The sequence below is a fragment of the Variovorax paradoxus EPS genome (assembly GCF_000184745.1).
Classification (GTDB): domain Bacteria; phylum Pseudomonadota; class Gammaproteobacteria; order Burkholderiales; family Burkholderiaceae_C; genus Variovorax; species Variovorax paradoxus_C.
Genome location: NC_014931.1, coordinates 460,936 through 474,676 on the forward strand (window position 1 = coordinate 460,936; position 13,741 = coordinate 474,676).

A 13,741-nucleotide genomic window follows, 5' to 3' on the forward strand; every position below is an offset into this window, starting at 1 on the left:
CAAGCTGCACGGGCAGCTATCGATTCAATAGCGGATTGAAGCAGGCCCCAGGCGCTCTCGCCACCCGGAGAACCCAGGTATTGCAATACCGTGACAGCTTGGGCATAGTGAATCGACCGACCCCTCTTTCCTCCCCTTCCTCCTCTTCTCTCCCTTTCCCCGCACCACACCTGTTTCGCCGGCCACGCTCCAATCCGGAGCGGGGTCATTTCCCCAACCGTCAATTCTCAGGAGGTCATTCATGAATTTGACGATCAGCGGTCATCACCTCGACGTCACCCCTGCCTTGCGCACCTACGTCACGAGCAAGCTGGACCGGATCACACGGCACTTCGACCAGGTGGTCGATGTGAAGGTGATCCTCACGGTGGAAAAGCAGAAGGAAAAGGAACGCCGCCAAAGGGCGGAGTGCAACATTCACGTCAAGGGCAATGACATGTTCGCGGAGTCGAGCCACGCTGATCTCTACGCTGCGGTCGATGAGCTGGTCGACAAGCTCGACCGCCAGGTTGTTCGCCACAAGGACCGCCTGCAGGACCACCATCACGTCGCGCCCAAACGCGTGATGTGAACAAGGAGCGGGGCTCTCGGGCCCGCTCGCACCACAGGCCGCCTTCGGGCGGCCTTTTGCTTTTCCGACCATCGCCGTCGGACTTTTGGGTTTTCTGTTGGTTTCTGCCGGCTTCTGCCTGGGGCAGCGAGGCCTCTGGGCAACATGTAAACAGAAAGTAGATAGGGGGACTGGGGGTTTTTACCAACCGGGTGCATAATCGCCCCCGCTCTGCTCCCACCATGAATCGCCTCGCGTCCATCCTGCCGCCCGCCCAAGTGCTTGTGAGCGTTGACGCTACCAGCAAGAAACGTGCTTTCGAAGAAGCTGGCCTTCTGTTCGAAAGCCTCCATGGCCTGGGGCGCGCCCTCATCACCGACAGCCTCTTTGCGCGCGAGCGCCTCGGCTCCACCGGCCTGGGCCACGGCGTTGCCATTCCGCATGGCCGCATCAAGGGCCTCAAGGCGCCGATGGCCGCGGTGTTCCAGCTGGCGAATCCCATCGGCTTCGACGCTCCCGACGAGCAACCCGTCGCGCTCCTGATCTTTTTGCTGGTGCCCGAAGCGGCCACGCAGAAGCACCTCGAAATCCTCTCCGAAATCGCCGAACTGCTGAGCGACGCCGGCCTGCGCGAGCAAATCAAGTCCAGCACCGATGCCACCGCGCTCCACGGCCTGATCGCCGGCTGGCAGTCGACCCAAGTCGCCTGAGCGCATGCGTCGGCGTGCGCGGCTGCTGCTAAGCTGCGCGACACCTCCCCTGTCACTCATCCATCCAATGCCGGCGCCGAGCGCCGCCTTCTGACCGCATGAAGCCGACCGTCATCAGCGCCGATGCCATGTTCGAGGAGTTCCGCGGGTCGCTCCGCTGGGAATGGCTCGCGGGACTCGGCGCTTCGGAGCGCCAGTTCGATCCCGAGGTCATCAGCCGCGCCCAGTCTGCCGCCGACCTGGTCGGTTACCTCAACTACATCCACCCGTACCGCGTGCAGATCCTCGGCGCCCGCGAGGTGGCCTACCTCACGCGCGGAAGCCCCGACGACTGCGCACGCCGAATCGCCCGCATCGTCACGCTGGAGCCGCCGATGCTGGTGCTGGCCGACGGCCAGGCGCCGCCCGACGAACTGCTGTCGATCTGCGAACGCGCCCAGTTGCCGCTCTTCGCCACGCGCGAATCGTCGGCTTTCGTGATCGACCTGCTGCGCGCCTACCTGTCCAAGCACTTCGCCGAGCGCACCTCGATGCACGGTGTGTTCATGGACATCCTGGGGATGGGCGTGATGATCACGGGCGAGTCCGGCCTCGGAAAAAGCGAGCTGGGGCTCGAGCTGATTTCACGCGGCAATGGCCTGGTGGCCGACGATGCGGTCGACCTCTACCGCATCAACCAGAACACCATCGAGGGCCGCTGCCCCGACCTGCTGCTGAACCTGCTGGAAGTGCGCGGCATCGGCCTCCTGGACATCCGCGCGATCTTCGGCGAGACGGCGGTGCGCCGGAAGATGCGCCTGAAGCTCATCGTGCACCTGGTGCGCCGTGACAGCTTCGAGCGCGACTACGAGCGCATGCCCTCGGCGCCGCTCACGCAGGACGTGCTGGGCATCCCGGTGCGCAAGGTCATCATCCAGGTGGTGGCGGGGCGAAACATCGCCGTGCTGGTCGAGGCGGCGGTGCGCAATTCGATCCTGCAGCTGCGCGGCATCGACACCTATGCGGATTTCGTGGCGCGCCACCACAAGGCGATGGAAACCGGCCAAGACTGACCCCGTTTTGCCAGGGACACCGCGGAACCGGCTTTGCCGGGCCGCCGGTGTCGCCCCCTGAAAGGGGGTTGGCGAAGCGACACGAAGTGCGCGAAGACTGGGGGTAAGCCCTGTTCTAGCGCTTCTTTACGCAGTCGCCGCAGAGGCCGTAGAGCGACATCGCGTGGTCCTGCAGGATCCAGCCCTTGTCCTTGGAAATCATCTGCTGGCGGCGCTCGATCTCGGCGTCATAGAACTCCTCGACCTTGCCGCACGAGGTGCAGATCAGGTGGTCGTGGTGCGTGCCTTCGTTGAGTTCGTAGACCGCCTTGCCGCTCTCGAAGTGGCTGCGCTCCAGGATGCCGGCCTGCTCGAACTGCGTGAGCACGCGGTAAACGGTGGCAAGGCCGATGTCGGAATGTTCGTTGAGCAGGACGCGAAACACGTCTTCGGCCGTCATGTGCCGCTGGCTGCCCGTCTGGAAGATTTCCAGAATCTTCAGGCGTGGCAAGGTGGCCTTGAGGCCGGTATTTTTGAGTTCGTCGATATTGGCCATGATGGTTCCTGCGCCCTGTGCCGCGGTCAGGTCCTGAAAAGGCCAGCCGCTACAATGGCCGATCATATCGCTACCCCCTTTTCCTCCCATGCTTGCCATTTTCCAACGCCGTTCCTGGCTGCTGGCTGCTGCCGTCGCCGCGACGCTCTGCCTCGGTGCCTGCAGCGGTTTCAGCGATCGCACGCGTGGCGCGCTGGCCGCGGTCACGCCCTACAAGGTCGAAGTGGTCCAGGGCAATTTCGTGTCGAAGGAGCAGGTCGCGGCGCTCAAGCCCGGCATGTCGCGCCAGCAGGTGCGTGAAATCCTCGGTACTTCGCTGCTGAACGACGTGTTCCATGCCAATCGCTGGGACTACGTGTTCACCATCCGCCGCCAGGGCGTCGAACCCCAGGAGCGCCACCTGACCGTGTTCTTCAACGGCGAGCTGATGGACCGCTTCGTAGGCGACGAGATGCCCAGCGAAGAAGAATTCGTCGCCACGCTCGACACCCGCAAGAAAACCGGCAAGGTGCCCCCGCTCGAAGCCACGGAAGACGAGCTCAAGAAATTCGCGCCGGCCAAGGACGGGAAAGCCGATGCCTCCGCCTCGGCAACGACCGTGCCCCCGCTGCCGGCCGCCTACCCACCGCTCGAAGCCGCGCGCTGAGCGCAACCAGAGCGGGCGGCGCCCGCCGAGTCAGGCGGCGTCCGTCCGGTCCCCCATGGTTCCAAGTGGCCTGCGGGCCATTCCGATGACTGAATCCGCGTGACTCAACCTACCTCTTCCTCCCCCTCCGCCACCTCCGTGCCTCGCCGCATCGCCATCGCTGGCGCTTCGGGCCGCATGGGCCACATGCTGATCGAGGCCGTGCGCAATGCGCCTGACTGCCGCCTGGCCGGTGCCCTCGACATCGCCGGCAGCGAAGCCATCGGCAACGATGCCGCCGCTTTCCTCGGCTTCACGAGCGGCGTGCCCATCGTGGCGGACCTGCGCACGGGTCTCAAAGACGCGCAGGTGCTCATCGACTTCACCCGCCCCGAAGGCACGCTCGCGCACCTCGCGGTCTGCCGCGAGCTCGGCGTGCAGGCCGTCATCGGCACCACCGGCTTCAGCGACGCGCAGAAGGCAGAAATCGCCGAGATCGCGAAAGACGTGGCCATCATGCTGGCCCCCAACATGAGCGTGGGCGTCAACGTCACCTTCAAGCTGCTCGAGATGGCCGCCAAGGCGATGTCGACCGGTTACGACATCGAGATCATCGAGGCCCACCACCGCCACAAGGTCGACGCGCCCTCGGGCACCGCGCTCAAGATGGGCGAAGTCATTGCCGACGCGCTGGGCCGTGATCTCAAGGACTGCGCCGTCTACGCCCGCGAAGGCATCACGGGCGAGCGCGATCCGTCGACCATCGGCTTCTCGGCCATCCGCGGCGGCGACATCGTCGGCGACCACACCGTGCTGTTCGCGGGCATCGGCGAGCGCATCGAGATCACGCACAAGTCGTCGAGCCGCGTGACCTACGCGCAGGGCGCCCTGCGCGCGGTGCGCTTCCTGGCCGAGCAGAAGTCCGGCCTGTTCGACATGTACGACGTGCTCGGTCTACGTTAAGGTCAACTCCGATGAGCGTCCTCGAACTGCTGACCCATGGCGACGGCGTCAGCCGCTCGGTGGCGGCGCTCTTGCTGGCGATGTCGATCGCGAGCTGGGTCGTGATTCTCTGGAAGACGTGGCTGCTGCGCGGCGGCACGCGCGATGTGCTGCGCAGCATCGCGGCGTTCTGGCAGTCGGCCACGCTGGCCGATGCCGAGCAGAAGCTCCAGGCCTTCGACCGCGCGGCGCTGGTCTTGCCCGCGGTCGTTGCCATCAAGAATGCGGCGGCCGTCAACGTCAATGGAACGCTGGGCGCCACGGCCGATCGCAACCAGCGTCTCACGCGCGTGCTGCGCGATGCCTTGCACGGCGCATTGCGGCGCCTGCAGGCCGGGCAGATTCTTCTTGCCACTGTCGGCGCCACGGCGCCCTTCGTCGGGTTGCTCGGCACGGTCTGGGGCATCTACGGCGCGCTGACGGGCATCGCGGGCCAGACCGGCGGCTTCACTATCGACAAGGTGGCCGGCCCCGTCGGCGAAGCGCTCGTCATGACCGCCTTCGGTCTGGCGGTCGCCATTCCGGCCGTGTTGGCCTACAACGTCTTCGGACGCGTCATCGGCCGCATCGAAGCCGAGCTCGAAGGCTTCGCGCACGACCTGCTCGGCAGCTTCGGCGCGGCGCCCGCGCCCGTTGCACCGCCGCCCGCGCGGCCGATGCCGGTCTAGGAGCTGCGAGAACCATGGCCTTCGGACGCACTTCGCTCGGCAGCAGCGCCGCAGGCGGTGGGCGTGCGACGGGCGCTGGCGGACAACGGCCGCTCTCGGACATCAACGTCACGCCGCTGGTCGACGTGATGCTGGTGCTGCTGGTGATCTTCATCATCACGGCGCCGCTGATGGCCAGTTCGATCAAGCTCGACCTGCCGCAAACCGATGCCGGCCAGCCCAACGACACGCCCAAGTTCGTGAGCCTCGCGGTCGATGCATCGGGCAAGGTGTTTCTGAACGACAAGCCCGTGACCCACGAAGAGCTGGCGGCCCAGCTCGAGAAGTCCGCGGCGGACAGCAAGGACACCGAAGTGCAATTGCGCGCCGATCAGACCGTGCCCTACGGCAAGGTGGTGGCGCTCATGGGCATTGCGAACAAGGCGGGGTTGAGCCGCATCGGGTTCGTGACCGAGGCCGAAGCGCCCCCCGAAAAACCGCGCTGAATTTGTCTTGCTCCTTCCCCCTTTGGGGGAAGGTTGGGATGGGGGTGGGCAGAGCGCTCGATGGATGCGCCGCGTGCCCCCACCCCGGCCCTCCCCCGGACGGGGAGGGAGAAATTCCGGAGACTCAGCCGAGCACCACCGGCTTGGTGTTCCAGATCTCATGCGCGTACTGCGCAATCGTGCGGTCCGAAGAGAACGCCCCCATCCCCGCCACATTGAGAATCGCCATCCGCGTCCACGCGTCCGAATCGCGGTAGAGCGCATCGACCTCGGCCTGCTTCGCGACATAGCTCGCGTAGTCGGCCAGCAGCAGGTAATGGTCGCCCCAGTTCACCAGCGCGTCGTAGATGCCTTGGTAGCGCGACGGCTCGCCCGGCGAGAACGCACCGTCGCGGATCGCGTCCAGCACGCGCTTCAGGTCCGCGTTCTCCTCGTAGATCTCGCGCGGCTGGTACCCGCGTGCCCGGATCTCCGCCACCTCCGGCGTCGTGTTGCCGAAGATGAAGATGTTCTCCGGCCCCACGTTCTCGCGCATCTCCACGTTGGCGCCGTCGAGCGTGCCGATGGTGAGCGCGCCGTTCAGCGCGAACTTCATGTTGCCGGTGCCGGATGCTTCCGTGCCCGCGGTCGAGATCTGCTCCGACAGGTCGGCCGCCGGCATGATGATCTCGGCCAGGCTCACGCTGTAGTTCGGCAGGAACACCACCTTCAGCAGCTTGCCCACGCGCGCATCGGCGTTGATGGTGCTCGCCACGTCGTTGATGAGACGGATCACCAGCTTGGCCATCGCGTACGCCGAAGCCGCCTTGCCTGCGAACACCACCACGCGCGGCACGATGTCGAGGGGCGTGCCGGCCGCTTGCGCGTCGAGGATGCGGTGATAGCGCGTCACCACATGCAGCACGTTGAGCAGCTGCCGCTTGTATTCGTGGATGCGCTTGACCTGCACGTCGAACATCGCGTCGGTGTCCAGGTCGATCTTCAGGTGCTCCCCGACCCAGTTGGCCAGCCGCAGCTTGTTCTCGCGCTTGGCGTGGCGGAACGCGCGCACGAACGCGGGTTGCGCGGCCATGGGCTTGAGCGCCTCGAGTTGCGACAGGTCGCGCCGCCAGCCCTTGCCGATGCGCTGGTCGAGCAGCCCGGCCAGCGGCGGGTTGGCCTGCGCCAGCCAGCGGCGCGGCGTGACGCCGTTGGTCTTGTTGTTGAAGCGCTCGGGAAAGATCTTGTCGAAGTCCGCAAAGATCGACTGCTTCATCAGCTCCGAATGCAGCCCCGACACGCCGTTGATCGAGTGGCTCGCGAGCACCGCCACATACGCCATGCGCACGCGCCGCTCGCCCGCTTCATCCACCAGCGAAAGCCGGCGCATCAGCTCCACGTCGTTGCCGACCTTCTGCGTCACGGTGGCGAGGAACTTCGCGTTCATGTCGTAGATGATCTGCAGGTGCCGCGGCAGTATGCGGCCCAGCATTTCCACCGGCCAGGTCTCCAGTGCCTCGTGCATCAGCGTGTGGTTGGTGTAGCTGAACACCTTCTGCGTGTGCGCCCAGGCCTCGTCCCAGGCGAGGCCGTGTTCGTCGAGCAAAAGGCGCATGAGCTCGGGCACTGCGAGCACCGGGTGCGTGTCGTTCAGGTGGATGCTGACCTTCTCGGAGAGCTGGTCGAAGGTCTTGTGGCTGCGCAGATACCGCCGCAGCAGGTCCTGCACGCTCGCGCTGCAGAAAAAATACTCCTGGTGCAGCCGCAGCTCGCGCCCCGAGGGCGTGGAGTCGTCGGGGTAGAGCACGCGCGAGACGTTCTCCGACTGGTTCTTGCTTTCCACCGCGCCCATGTAGTTGCCGCGGTTGAACGCCGAAAGGTCGATTTCCTCGGTGGCCCGCGCCGACCACAGCCGCAGCGTGTTGGTGGCCTGCGTGCCGTAGCCCGGGATGATGGTGTCGTAGGCCACGGCCAGCACGTCGTGCGTGTCGACCCAGTCGGCCGCGCCGTAGGGTGCGTTGGTGCCCTCGCGCTTTTGCACATGGCCGCCGAAGCGCACGCGGTAGTTCACCTCGGGCCGCTGGAACTCCCAGGGGTTGCCGCGCGTGAGCCAGTAGTCGGGCGTTTCCACCTGCTGGCCGTCGACGATGCGCTGGCGGAACATGCCGTATTCGTAGCGGATGCCGTAGCCCATGCCGGGTACGCCGAGCGTGGCCATCGAATCGAGGAAGCAGGCCGCGAGCCGGCCGAGGCCGCCGTTGCCGAGCGCCGCATCGGGCTCGCGTTCGGCGAGTGCCGACATGTCGACACCGAAGTCGGCCAGGGCTTCCCGCACCGTGTCGTAGAGGTCGACCGCGAGCAGCGCGTTGGTGAAGGTGCGCCCGATGAGGAACTCCATCGAGAGGTAGTAGACGCGCTTCAAGTCCTGCGCATAGTTGGCGCGCGTGGTCATCATCCAGCGCTCGACCAGCTGGTCGCGCACGGCTTGCGAGGTGGCGTTGAGCCAGTCGTCCTGGCTGGCGGCGACCGGGTCCTTGCCGACCGCGTAGATCAGCTTGTTGGCCACGGCGCGCTTGAAGGCCGCGACGTCGCGGTCGGGATGGTCGTAGGCGAAGTCTTTGATCGTCATGGTGGGTGGCGTTCTCGGAGTGAGTGGTGTTGTGTCTGCCGTGCGCTGGATCAGGTGGGCGCCTGCGCCTGCCGGTAGACGTCGATGTATTGCGCGGCGGCCGTGGCCCAGTCGGCCGGGCGCCGCATGGCGTTGCCGCGCACGCGGCGCCAGTCGGGCGCGCGCTCGTAGAGGGCGAAGGCGCGGCGCAGCGCGCGTTCGTAGTCGGCTGCGTCGAAGCGGTCGAACACGAAGCCGGTGGCCTCGCCGCTCGCCATGTCTTCCAGCGTGCTGTCGACCACCGTGTCGGCGAGGCCGCCCACGCGGCGCACCAGCGGCAGGCTGCCGTACTTCAGGCCGTACATCTGCGTGAGGCCGCAGGGCTCGAAGAGCGAAGGCACCAGCGTCACATCGCCGCCGCCGAAGAGCTGGTGCGCCAGCGTTTCGTTGTAGCCGATGGTGACGCTGACCGATTGCGGCGCCGCCGCCGCGCGCTGGCGAAAAGCCTCTTCGAGCCACGCTTCGCCGCTGCCCAGCAGCGCGAGCTGGCCGCCTTGGGCGAGCAGCGCATCGATGCCGCCGAGCACGAGGTGCAGGCCCTTCTGTTCGGTGAGCCGGCTCACCAGGATGAAGAGTGGCGCGTCCGGCCGCTCGGCCAGGCCGAGCTGGTGTTGCAGCACCGCCTTGCAGCGCGCCTTGCCCGCCATGTGGCGGCCTTCGGGCGAGTGATAGCCCTGCACCAGCGCAGCGTCGGCGGCGGGGTTCCAGACCTTGTCGTCCACCGCGTTGAGGATGCCGGTGAGCGCGCCGCTGCGCTGGCGCAGCAGGCCGTCGAGGCCGCAGCCCTGCTCGGGCGTCTGGATCTCGCGCGCGTAGGTCGGGCTCACGGTGGTGATGCGGTCGGCGAAGTACAGGCCGGCCTTCATGAAGGAGACCTGTCCGTGGTATTCGAGCCCGTTCATGTGGAAGGCAGGCGCGGGCAAGCCGAGGTCGGCAAAGTTCCAGGGCGCGGAAATGCCCTGGTAGGCGAGGTTGTGCACGGTGAACACGCTGCCGGCGCGCGTCGAGCCGGCTTCGCGCGCGAAGTGCAGGTAGGCCGGCGCCAGGCCCGCGTGCCAGTCGTGCGCGTGCACGACCTCGGGCCGCCACGCCGGGTCCAGTCCTTGCGCGAGTTGCGCCGCCGCCCAGCCGAGCAGCGCGAAGCGCCGGTGGTTGTCGCCGTAGGGCTGGCGCGTGGCGTCTTCGTAGGGATTGCCGGGCCGGTCGTATAGCGCCGGCGCATCGATCACGTAGGCGGGTATCGGCGGCGCACCGTCGATGGCGATGTGCCCCGCGCGCAGCGCGAAGCGCTCGCTGCCCCAGGGCGCGGTGAGCTCGGCCACCGGCGCCAGGTCGCGCACGCCGGCCACGATGGCCGGAAAACCCGGCAGCAGCACGCGGGCGTCCTGCCCCGCGGCCATGAGCGCGAGGGGCAGGGCGCCGGCGACATCCGCCAGGCCGCCGGTCTTGAGGAGGGGAAAGAGTTCGGCGCTGACCTGGAGGATTCGCATCGTTCGTGGCGGTGACGGCGGCGGCGTCAGGCGGTCAATCGTTTGAGCATTTCGCGGGTGACCAGCACCACGCCGGTCTCGGTGCGCTCGAAGCGGGCCGCATCGGCGGCGGCATCCTCGCCGATCACCATGTCGTCGGGAATCACGCAGCCGCGGTCGATCACCACCTTGCTGAGCCGGGCGCCGCGGCCCACCTCGACATCGGGCAGCAGCACCGCCTCGTTGATCTCGCAGAACGAATGGATGCGCACGCCCGAGAACAGCACCGAGCTGCTCACCTTGGAGCCCGAGACGATGCAGCCGCCCGAGACGATGGTGTTGACCGTCATGCCGTGCTTGCCGTCGCGGTCGAGCACGAACTTGGCAGGGGGCAGTTGCCGCTGGTAGGTCCAGATGGGCCAGTCGGTGTCATAGATGTCGAGTTCGGGGGTGATCGAGGCCAGGTCGAGGTTGGCTGCCCAGAATGCATCAATCGTGCCCACGTCGCGCCAGTAGGCCTTGGCGTCGGGTCCGCGCGAGGCCCGCGTGACGCACGACATCCCGAAGGGATGCGCCAGCGCGCGGCCCTGCGCCACGGCGCGCGGGATGATGTCCTTGCCGAAATCGTGGCTCGAATCGGGGTTGGCGGCGTCTTCCTCGAGCAGCTGGTAGAGGTAGTTGGAGTCGAACACGTAGATGCCCATGCTGGCCAGCGCGACGTCGGGGTGGCCGGGCATGGCGGGCGGGTCGGCCGGCTTCTCGAGAAATGCGGTGATCTGGCGGCCGTCGTCGATGGCCATCACGCCGAACGCGGTGGCCTCCATGCGCGGCACCTCGATGCAGCCGACGGTACAGCCCAGGCCGCGCTCGGCATGGTCCTTCACCATGATCGAGTAGTCCATCTTGTAGATGTGGTCGCCGGCCAGCACCACCACGTAGTCGTGCTTGGTCGAGCGGGTCTGGATGATGTCCAGGTTCTGGAACACCGCGTCGGCCGTGCCGCGGTACCAGTGCTCGTCGCCCACGCGCTGCTGCGCGGGCAGCACGTCGACCATCTCGTTGAGCTCGGCCCTGAGGAAGCTCCAGCCGCGCTGCAGGTGGCGCATGAGCGAATGCGACTTGTACTGCGTGACCACCGCCATGCGCCGGATGCCCGAATTGAGGCAGTTCGACAAGGCGAAATCAATGATGCGGAACTTGCCGCCGAAGTACACGGCCGGCTTGGCGCGCCGGTCGGTGAGCTGCTTGAGGCGCGAGCCGCGGCCGCCGGCCAGCACCAGGGCGATGGTGCGGCGAACCAGTTGATGGGCCTGCAGGGGTTCCTGCGAGGGGGGTGTGCCGAGCTTGTTGTCCATCCTGTGTCTCCGTTCGTTCGTTCGTTCGTTGGAATTCGGCCATCAGAGTTTCTATCGCGAGGCTAGCACCGCGCCGCGCGCATGGCTTCTACGTTCTTGCAATCCGGATGCTCGAGCAAGACACCTCCACCGCATCGCCGAGTGCCTGGGGCGAGGCGTCGTGGTCATGCCCCGGATCGGTCGAGAGACGGTGGCGCCAGTTGCCCGGGAGCAGCGTGAAATTCACTGTCTCCGCCCCCGCATTGACCAGCACCAGCCATGCGCCCGCGTCCTTGCTCTCCGCGCTTTCGTTGTTGTCGAAGAGGATCGCAAGCGCCGTGCCCGCATGCCAGTCGTGTGGCGTCATCGGCTGGCCGTCGGGGCGCAGCCAGCGGATGGCCGGTGCGCCTTCGGGCGGATCGGCCGGCCACCAGCGCGTGCTGCGCAGCACCGGCGCTTCGCGGCGCAGGGCCGAAAGGCGCGCGACGAAATCGCTCGTGCGCGCCATGTCGCTGGCGGGGTCGGAGGCGCCGATCCATGCGAGCCAGGTGGTCTCGTTGTCCTGGCAGTAGGCGTTGTTGTTGCCCTGCTGGCTGTGGCCCAGCTCGTCGCCGGCCAGCAGCATCGGCGTGCCTTGGGAGAGCAGCAGCACCGCGAGCAGCGCGCGCTGCAGGCGGCTGCGCTTCGCCAGCACGCCCGCATCGTCGCTCGGGCCTTCGACCCCGCAGTTGTTGCTCAGGTTGTGGCCGTGGCCGTCGCGGTTGTTCTCGCCGTTCGCGAGGTTGTGGCGCTCTTCGTAGCTCACGAGGTCGCGCAGCGTGAAGCCGTCGTGCGCGGTGATGAAGTTGACGCTCGCCGTCGGCGCGCGGCCGTGGTGGGCGAACTGGGTGCTCGAGGCGGTGAAGCGGTGCGCGAAATCGCCGAGGCCGCTTGCGTCGTCGCGCCCTTGCCGCAGCCAGAAGCCGCGCTGTGTGTCGCGGTAGCGGTCGTTCCATTCGAGCCAGCCTGATGGGAACTCGCCGAGCCGGTAGCCGCCGGGGCCGATGTCCCACGGCTCCGCGATCAGCAGCGTGCGCGAGAGCACCGGGTCTTGCGCGATGGCCGCGAAGAAGGGCGCGCGCGCATCGAACCCCGTCTTCGCATCGCGTCCCAGCACCGGTGCGAGGTCGAAGCGGAAGCCGTCGACGCCCATCTCGCACGCCCAGAAGCGCAGGCTGTCCATCACGAGTTGCAGCACGCGGGGCTCGCGGAGGTTCAGGCAGTTGCCGGTGCCCGTCCAGTTTTCGTAGAGCGCGCGGTCGTCCTCGCGCAGGTGGTAGTACAAGGCGTTGTCGATGCCGCGCATCGAGAGCGTCGGGCCGACCTCGTCGCTCTCGGCGCTGTGGTTGTAGACCACGTCGATCACGAGTTCCATGCCGCGCGCATGCACCGCGTCGGCCATCGCGCGGAACTCGCTCGCGGGCGTGGTGCCGGGGCGGCCGCTCCAGTAGCGCGCCTCGGGCGCGAACCAGCCGATGGTGTTGTAGCCCCAGTAGTTGGAGAGGCCCATGGCGAGCAGGCGCTGTTCGTCGGCGCGATGCTGCACGGGCATGAGGCTGAGCGTGGTGACGCCCAGGCGCTGCAGGTGGTCGAGCACTGCGGGCTCGGCGAGGCCGGCGTAGGTGCCGCGCAGGGGGGCGGGCACGCCGGGGTGCAGGCGGGTCTGGCCGCGGACGTGCAGTTCGTAGAGGACGCGATCTGTTGCCGCGATGCGTGCGTGGCCTGGAGGCGTTGCGTTGCTTCTGCTCGCCGTCGTCACGCGTCCCTTGAGGGCGACTGTTCCGTTGTCGCGGGTGTCGCGTTGATCGGGATTTGCCGGGTCGTGGCCGAGGAAGAGGTCGCTGCCGTTGTAGCGGCCGACGATCTCTCGCGCATACGGATCGAGCAGCAGCTTGGCGGGGTTGAAGCGTTGGCCTTCATGCGGCGCCCAAGGGCCGTGGACGCGGTAGCCGTAGACGAGGCCTTCGTGCCCGCTCGGCAGCAGGCCGTGCCAGATGCCATCGGTGCATGCAGGCAGCTGGAGGCGTTGCTGTTCGTTCTGCCCCGTGCTGTCGAAAAGACAGAGTTCTACGGACTCTGCGGTGGGGGCTGCTAATGCGAAATTGACGCCTTCTTTTGATGGCGTTGCGCCCAAGGGGAATGGAGTGCCTGGGCTCAGCATTCTTGTTGCCCTTGGGTTTGTTTTTTTTCCGAGGCCGGGTCTCGCCCCGGCAGGCGACCTACTTTTCTTTGCTTCGCCAAAGAAAGGTAGGCAAAAGAAAGGCGACCCCACTGTCTGCGACCCTCCGCTTCGCTGCGGGCAACCTGCGGTGCTCGCGGTTCGCGGGGTCTCGCCGAACTCGCTTCGCTCAGACAGCGGCGAGCCCTTGTCCGCGAACCGCTGCGCTCCTCGGCGCAGCCAGAGGGGGGTGGAGACAACCCGGGCCATTGCTTCGCTCGGCTTGCAGTCGGGCCATTGCTTCGCTCGGCCGCGGTGCCCCCACCCCGGCCCTCCCCCGGGAGGGGAGGGAGAAAGACAAGACATGGGACACCGGGCTTGGTGCATTGCTCCTTCCCCTTCCGGGGGAAGGCTGGGATGGGGGCACGACGGCCCTTGCTGCACAGCCGCGTCTCATCGAGCGTCGC

Annotated in this window: 12 protein-coding genes; 7 read left to right on the forward strand and 5 right to left on the reverse strand. The window is 67.0% G+C overall.

Going from position 1 to position 13,741, the window contains the following annotated elements:
• Positions 1 to 241 precede the first annotated feature (241 nt).
• The 3 genes from hpf (at position 242) to hprK (ending at position 2,312) form a co-directional block, all read left to right on the forward strand.
• A complete protein-coding gene (gene hpf, locus VARPA_RS02155) occupies positions 242 to 571 on the forward strand; it encodes a ribosome hibernation-promoting factor, HPF/YfiA family (RefSeq protein ID WP_013538898.1) in 330 nt (109 codons plus the stop codon).
• A gap of 221 nt (positions 572 to 792) precedes the next feature.
• Entirely contained in the window at positions 793 to 1,260 is a 468-nt protein-coding gene (locus VARPA_RS02160) for a PTS sugar transporter subunit IIA (RefSeq protein ID WP_013538899.1), read from the forward strand.
• Positions 1,261 to 1,358: 98 nt separating this feature from the next.
• Complete coding sequence (gene hprK, locus VARPA_RS02165; protein ID WP_013538900.1) at positions 1,359 to 2,312, forward strand: HPr(Ser) kinase/phosphatase; 954 nt, start codon at positions 1,359 to 1,361, stop codon at positions 2,310 to 2,312.
• Between the two features lie 115 nt (positions 2,313 to 2,427).
• Here the strand turns inward: hprK and fur are convergent, their stop codons facing one another.
• Entirely contained in the window at positions 2,428 to 2,847 is a 420-nt protein-coding gene (fur, locus tag VARPA_RS02170; protein WP_013538901.1) for a ferric iron uptake transcriptional regulator, read from the reverse strand.
• An 88-nt stretch (positions 2,848 to 2,935) separates the two neighbouring features.
• On the opposite strand from fur, the gene VARPA_RS02175 reads away from it, so the two are divergent.
• From VARPA_RS02175 to VARPA_RS02190, 4 genes are all read left to right on the forward strand, one after another.
• The gene (locus VARPA_RS02175) at positions 2,936 to 3,493 is read left to right on the forward strand and encodes an outer membrane protein assembly factor BamE (RefSeq protein WP_013538902.1); all 558 of its coding nucleotides are present in this window, start codon (positions 2,936 to 2,938) and stop codon (positions 3,491 to 3,493) included.
• A 138-nt stretch (positions 3,494 to 3,631) separates the two neighbouring features.
• The gene (gene dapB, locus VARPA_RS02180) at positions 3,632 to 4,435 is read left to right on the forward strand and encodes a 4-hydroxy-tetrahydrodipicolinate reductase (protein ID WP_268741631.1); all 804 of its coding nucleotides are present in this window, start codon (positions 3,632 to 3,634) and stop codon (positions 4,433 to 4,435) included.
• Positions 4,436 to 4,446: 11 nt separating this feature from the next.
• Positions 4,447 to 5,142: a MotA/TolQ/ExbB proton channel family protein gene (locus VARPA_RS02185; RefSeq protein WP_013538904.1), complete on the forward strand. Its 696-nt coding sequence runs from the start codon at positions 4,447 to 4,449 to the stop codon at positions 5,140 to 5,142.
• Between the two features lie 14 nt (positions 5,143 to 5,156).
• On the forward strand, positions 5,157 to 5,627 hold the full coding sequence (locus tag VARPA_RS02190; RefSeq protein WP_013538905.1) for an ExbD/TolR family protein: 471 nt from the start codon (positions 5,157 to 5,159) through the stop codon (positions 5,625 to 5,627).
• Between the two features lie 124 nt (positions 5,628 to 5,751).
• Here VARPA_RS02190 and VARPA_RS02195 read toward each other — a convergent pair whose 3' ends face one another.
• From VARPA_RS02195 to glgX, 4 genes are all read right to left on the reverse strand, one after another.
• Positions 5,752 to 8,235 carry a glycogen/starch/alpha-glucan phosphorylase gene (locus VARPA_RS02195; protein WP_013538906.1) on the reverse strand — a complete coding sequence of 828 codons (2,484 nt, stop codon included), beginning with the start codon at positions 8,233 to 8,235 and terminating at the stop codon, positions 5,752 to 5,754.
• Between the two features lie 50 nt (positions 8,236 to 8,285).
• Complete coding sequence (gene glgA / locus VARPA_RS02200; RefSeq protein ID WP_013538907.1) at positions 8,286 to 9,764, reverse strand: glycogen synthase GlgA; 1,479 nt, start codon at positions 9,762 to 9,764, stop codon at positions 8,286 to 8,288.
• Positions 9,765 to 9,790: 26 nt separating this feature from the next.
• Positions 9,791 to 11,098, reverse strand: coding sequence for a glucose-1-phosphate adenylyltransferase (gene glgC, locus VARPA_RS02205; RefSeq protein WP_013538908.1), 1,308 nt, complete (start codon positions 11,096 to 11,098; stop codon positions 9,791 to 9,793).
• 88 nt (positions 11,099 to 11,186) lie between these two features.
• A complete protein-coding gene (gene glgX / locus VARPA_RS02210) occupies positions 11,187 to 13,277 on the reverse strand; it encodes a glycogen debranching protein GlgX (protein ID WP_013538909.1) in 2,091 nt (696 codons plus the stop codon).
• Positions 13,278 to 13,741 lie beyond the last annotated feature (464 nt).

Excerpts from the sequence above, each read along its gene's own strand:
- hpf (WP_013538898.1), top strand. The coding sequence starts at position 242 with ATGAATTTGACGATCAGCGGTCATCACCTCGACGTCACCCCTGCCTTG.
- VARPA_RS02160 (WP_013538899.1), top strand. The coding sequence starts at position 793 with ATGAATCGCCTCGCGTCCATCCTGCCGCCCGCCCAAGTGCTTGTGAGC.
- hprK (WP_013538900.1), top strand. The coding sequence starts at position 1,359 with ATGAAGCCGACCGTCATCAGCGCCGATGCCATGTTCGAGGAGTTCCGC.
- fur (WP_013538901.1), bottom strand. The coding sequence starts at position 2,847 with ATGGCCAATATCGACGAACTCAAAAATACCGGCCTCAAGGCCACCTTG.
- VARPA_RS02175 (WP_013538902.1), top strand. The coding sequence starts at position 2,936 with ATGCTTGCCATTTTCCAACGCCGTTCCTGGCTGCTGGCTGCTGCCGTC.
- VARPA_RS02185 (WP_013538904.1), top strand. The coding sequence starts at position 4,447 with ATGAGCGTCCTCGAACTGCTGACCCATGGCGACGGCGTCAGCCGCTCG.
- VARPA_RS02190 (WP_013538905.1), top strand. The coding sequence starts at position 5,157 with ATGGCCTTCGGACGCACTTCGCTCGGCAGCAGCGCCGCAGGCGGTGGG.
- VARPA_RS02195 (WP_013538906.1), bottom strand. The coding sequence starts at position 8,235 with ATGACGATCAAAGACTTCGCCTACGACCATCCCGACCGCGACGTCGCG.
- glgA (WP_013538907.1), bottom strand. The coding sequence starts at position 9,764 with ATGCGAATCCTCCAGGTCAGCGCCGAACTCTTTCCCCTCCTCAAGACC.
- glgC (WP_013538908.1), bottom strand. The coding sequence starts at position 11,098 with ATGGACAACAAGCTCGGCACACCCCCCTCGCAGGAACCCCTGCAGGCC.
- glgX (WP_013538909.1), bottom strand. The coding sequence starts at position 13,277 with ATGCTGAGCCCAGGCACTCCATTCCCCTTGGGCGCAACGCCATCAAAA.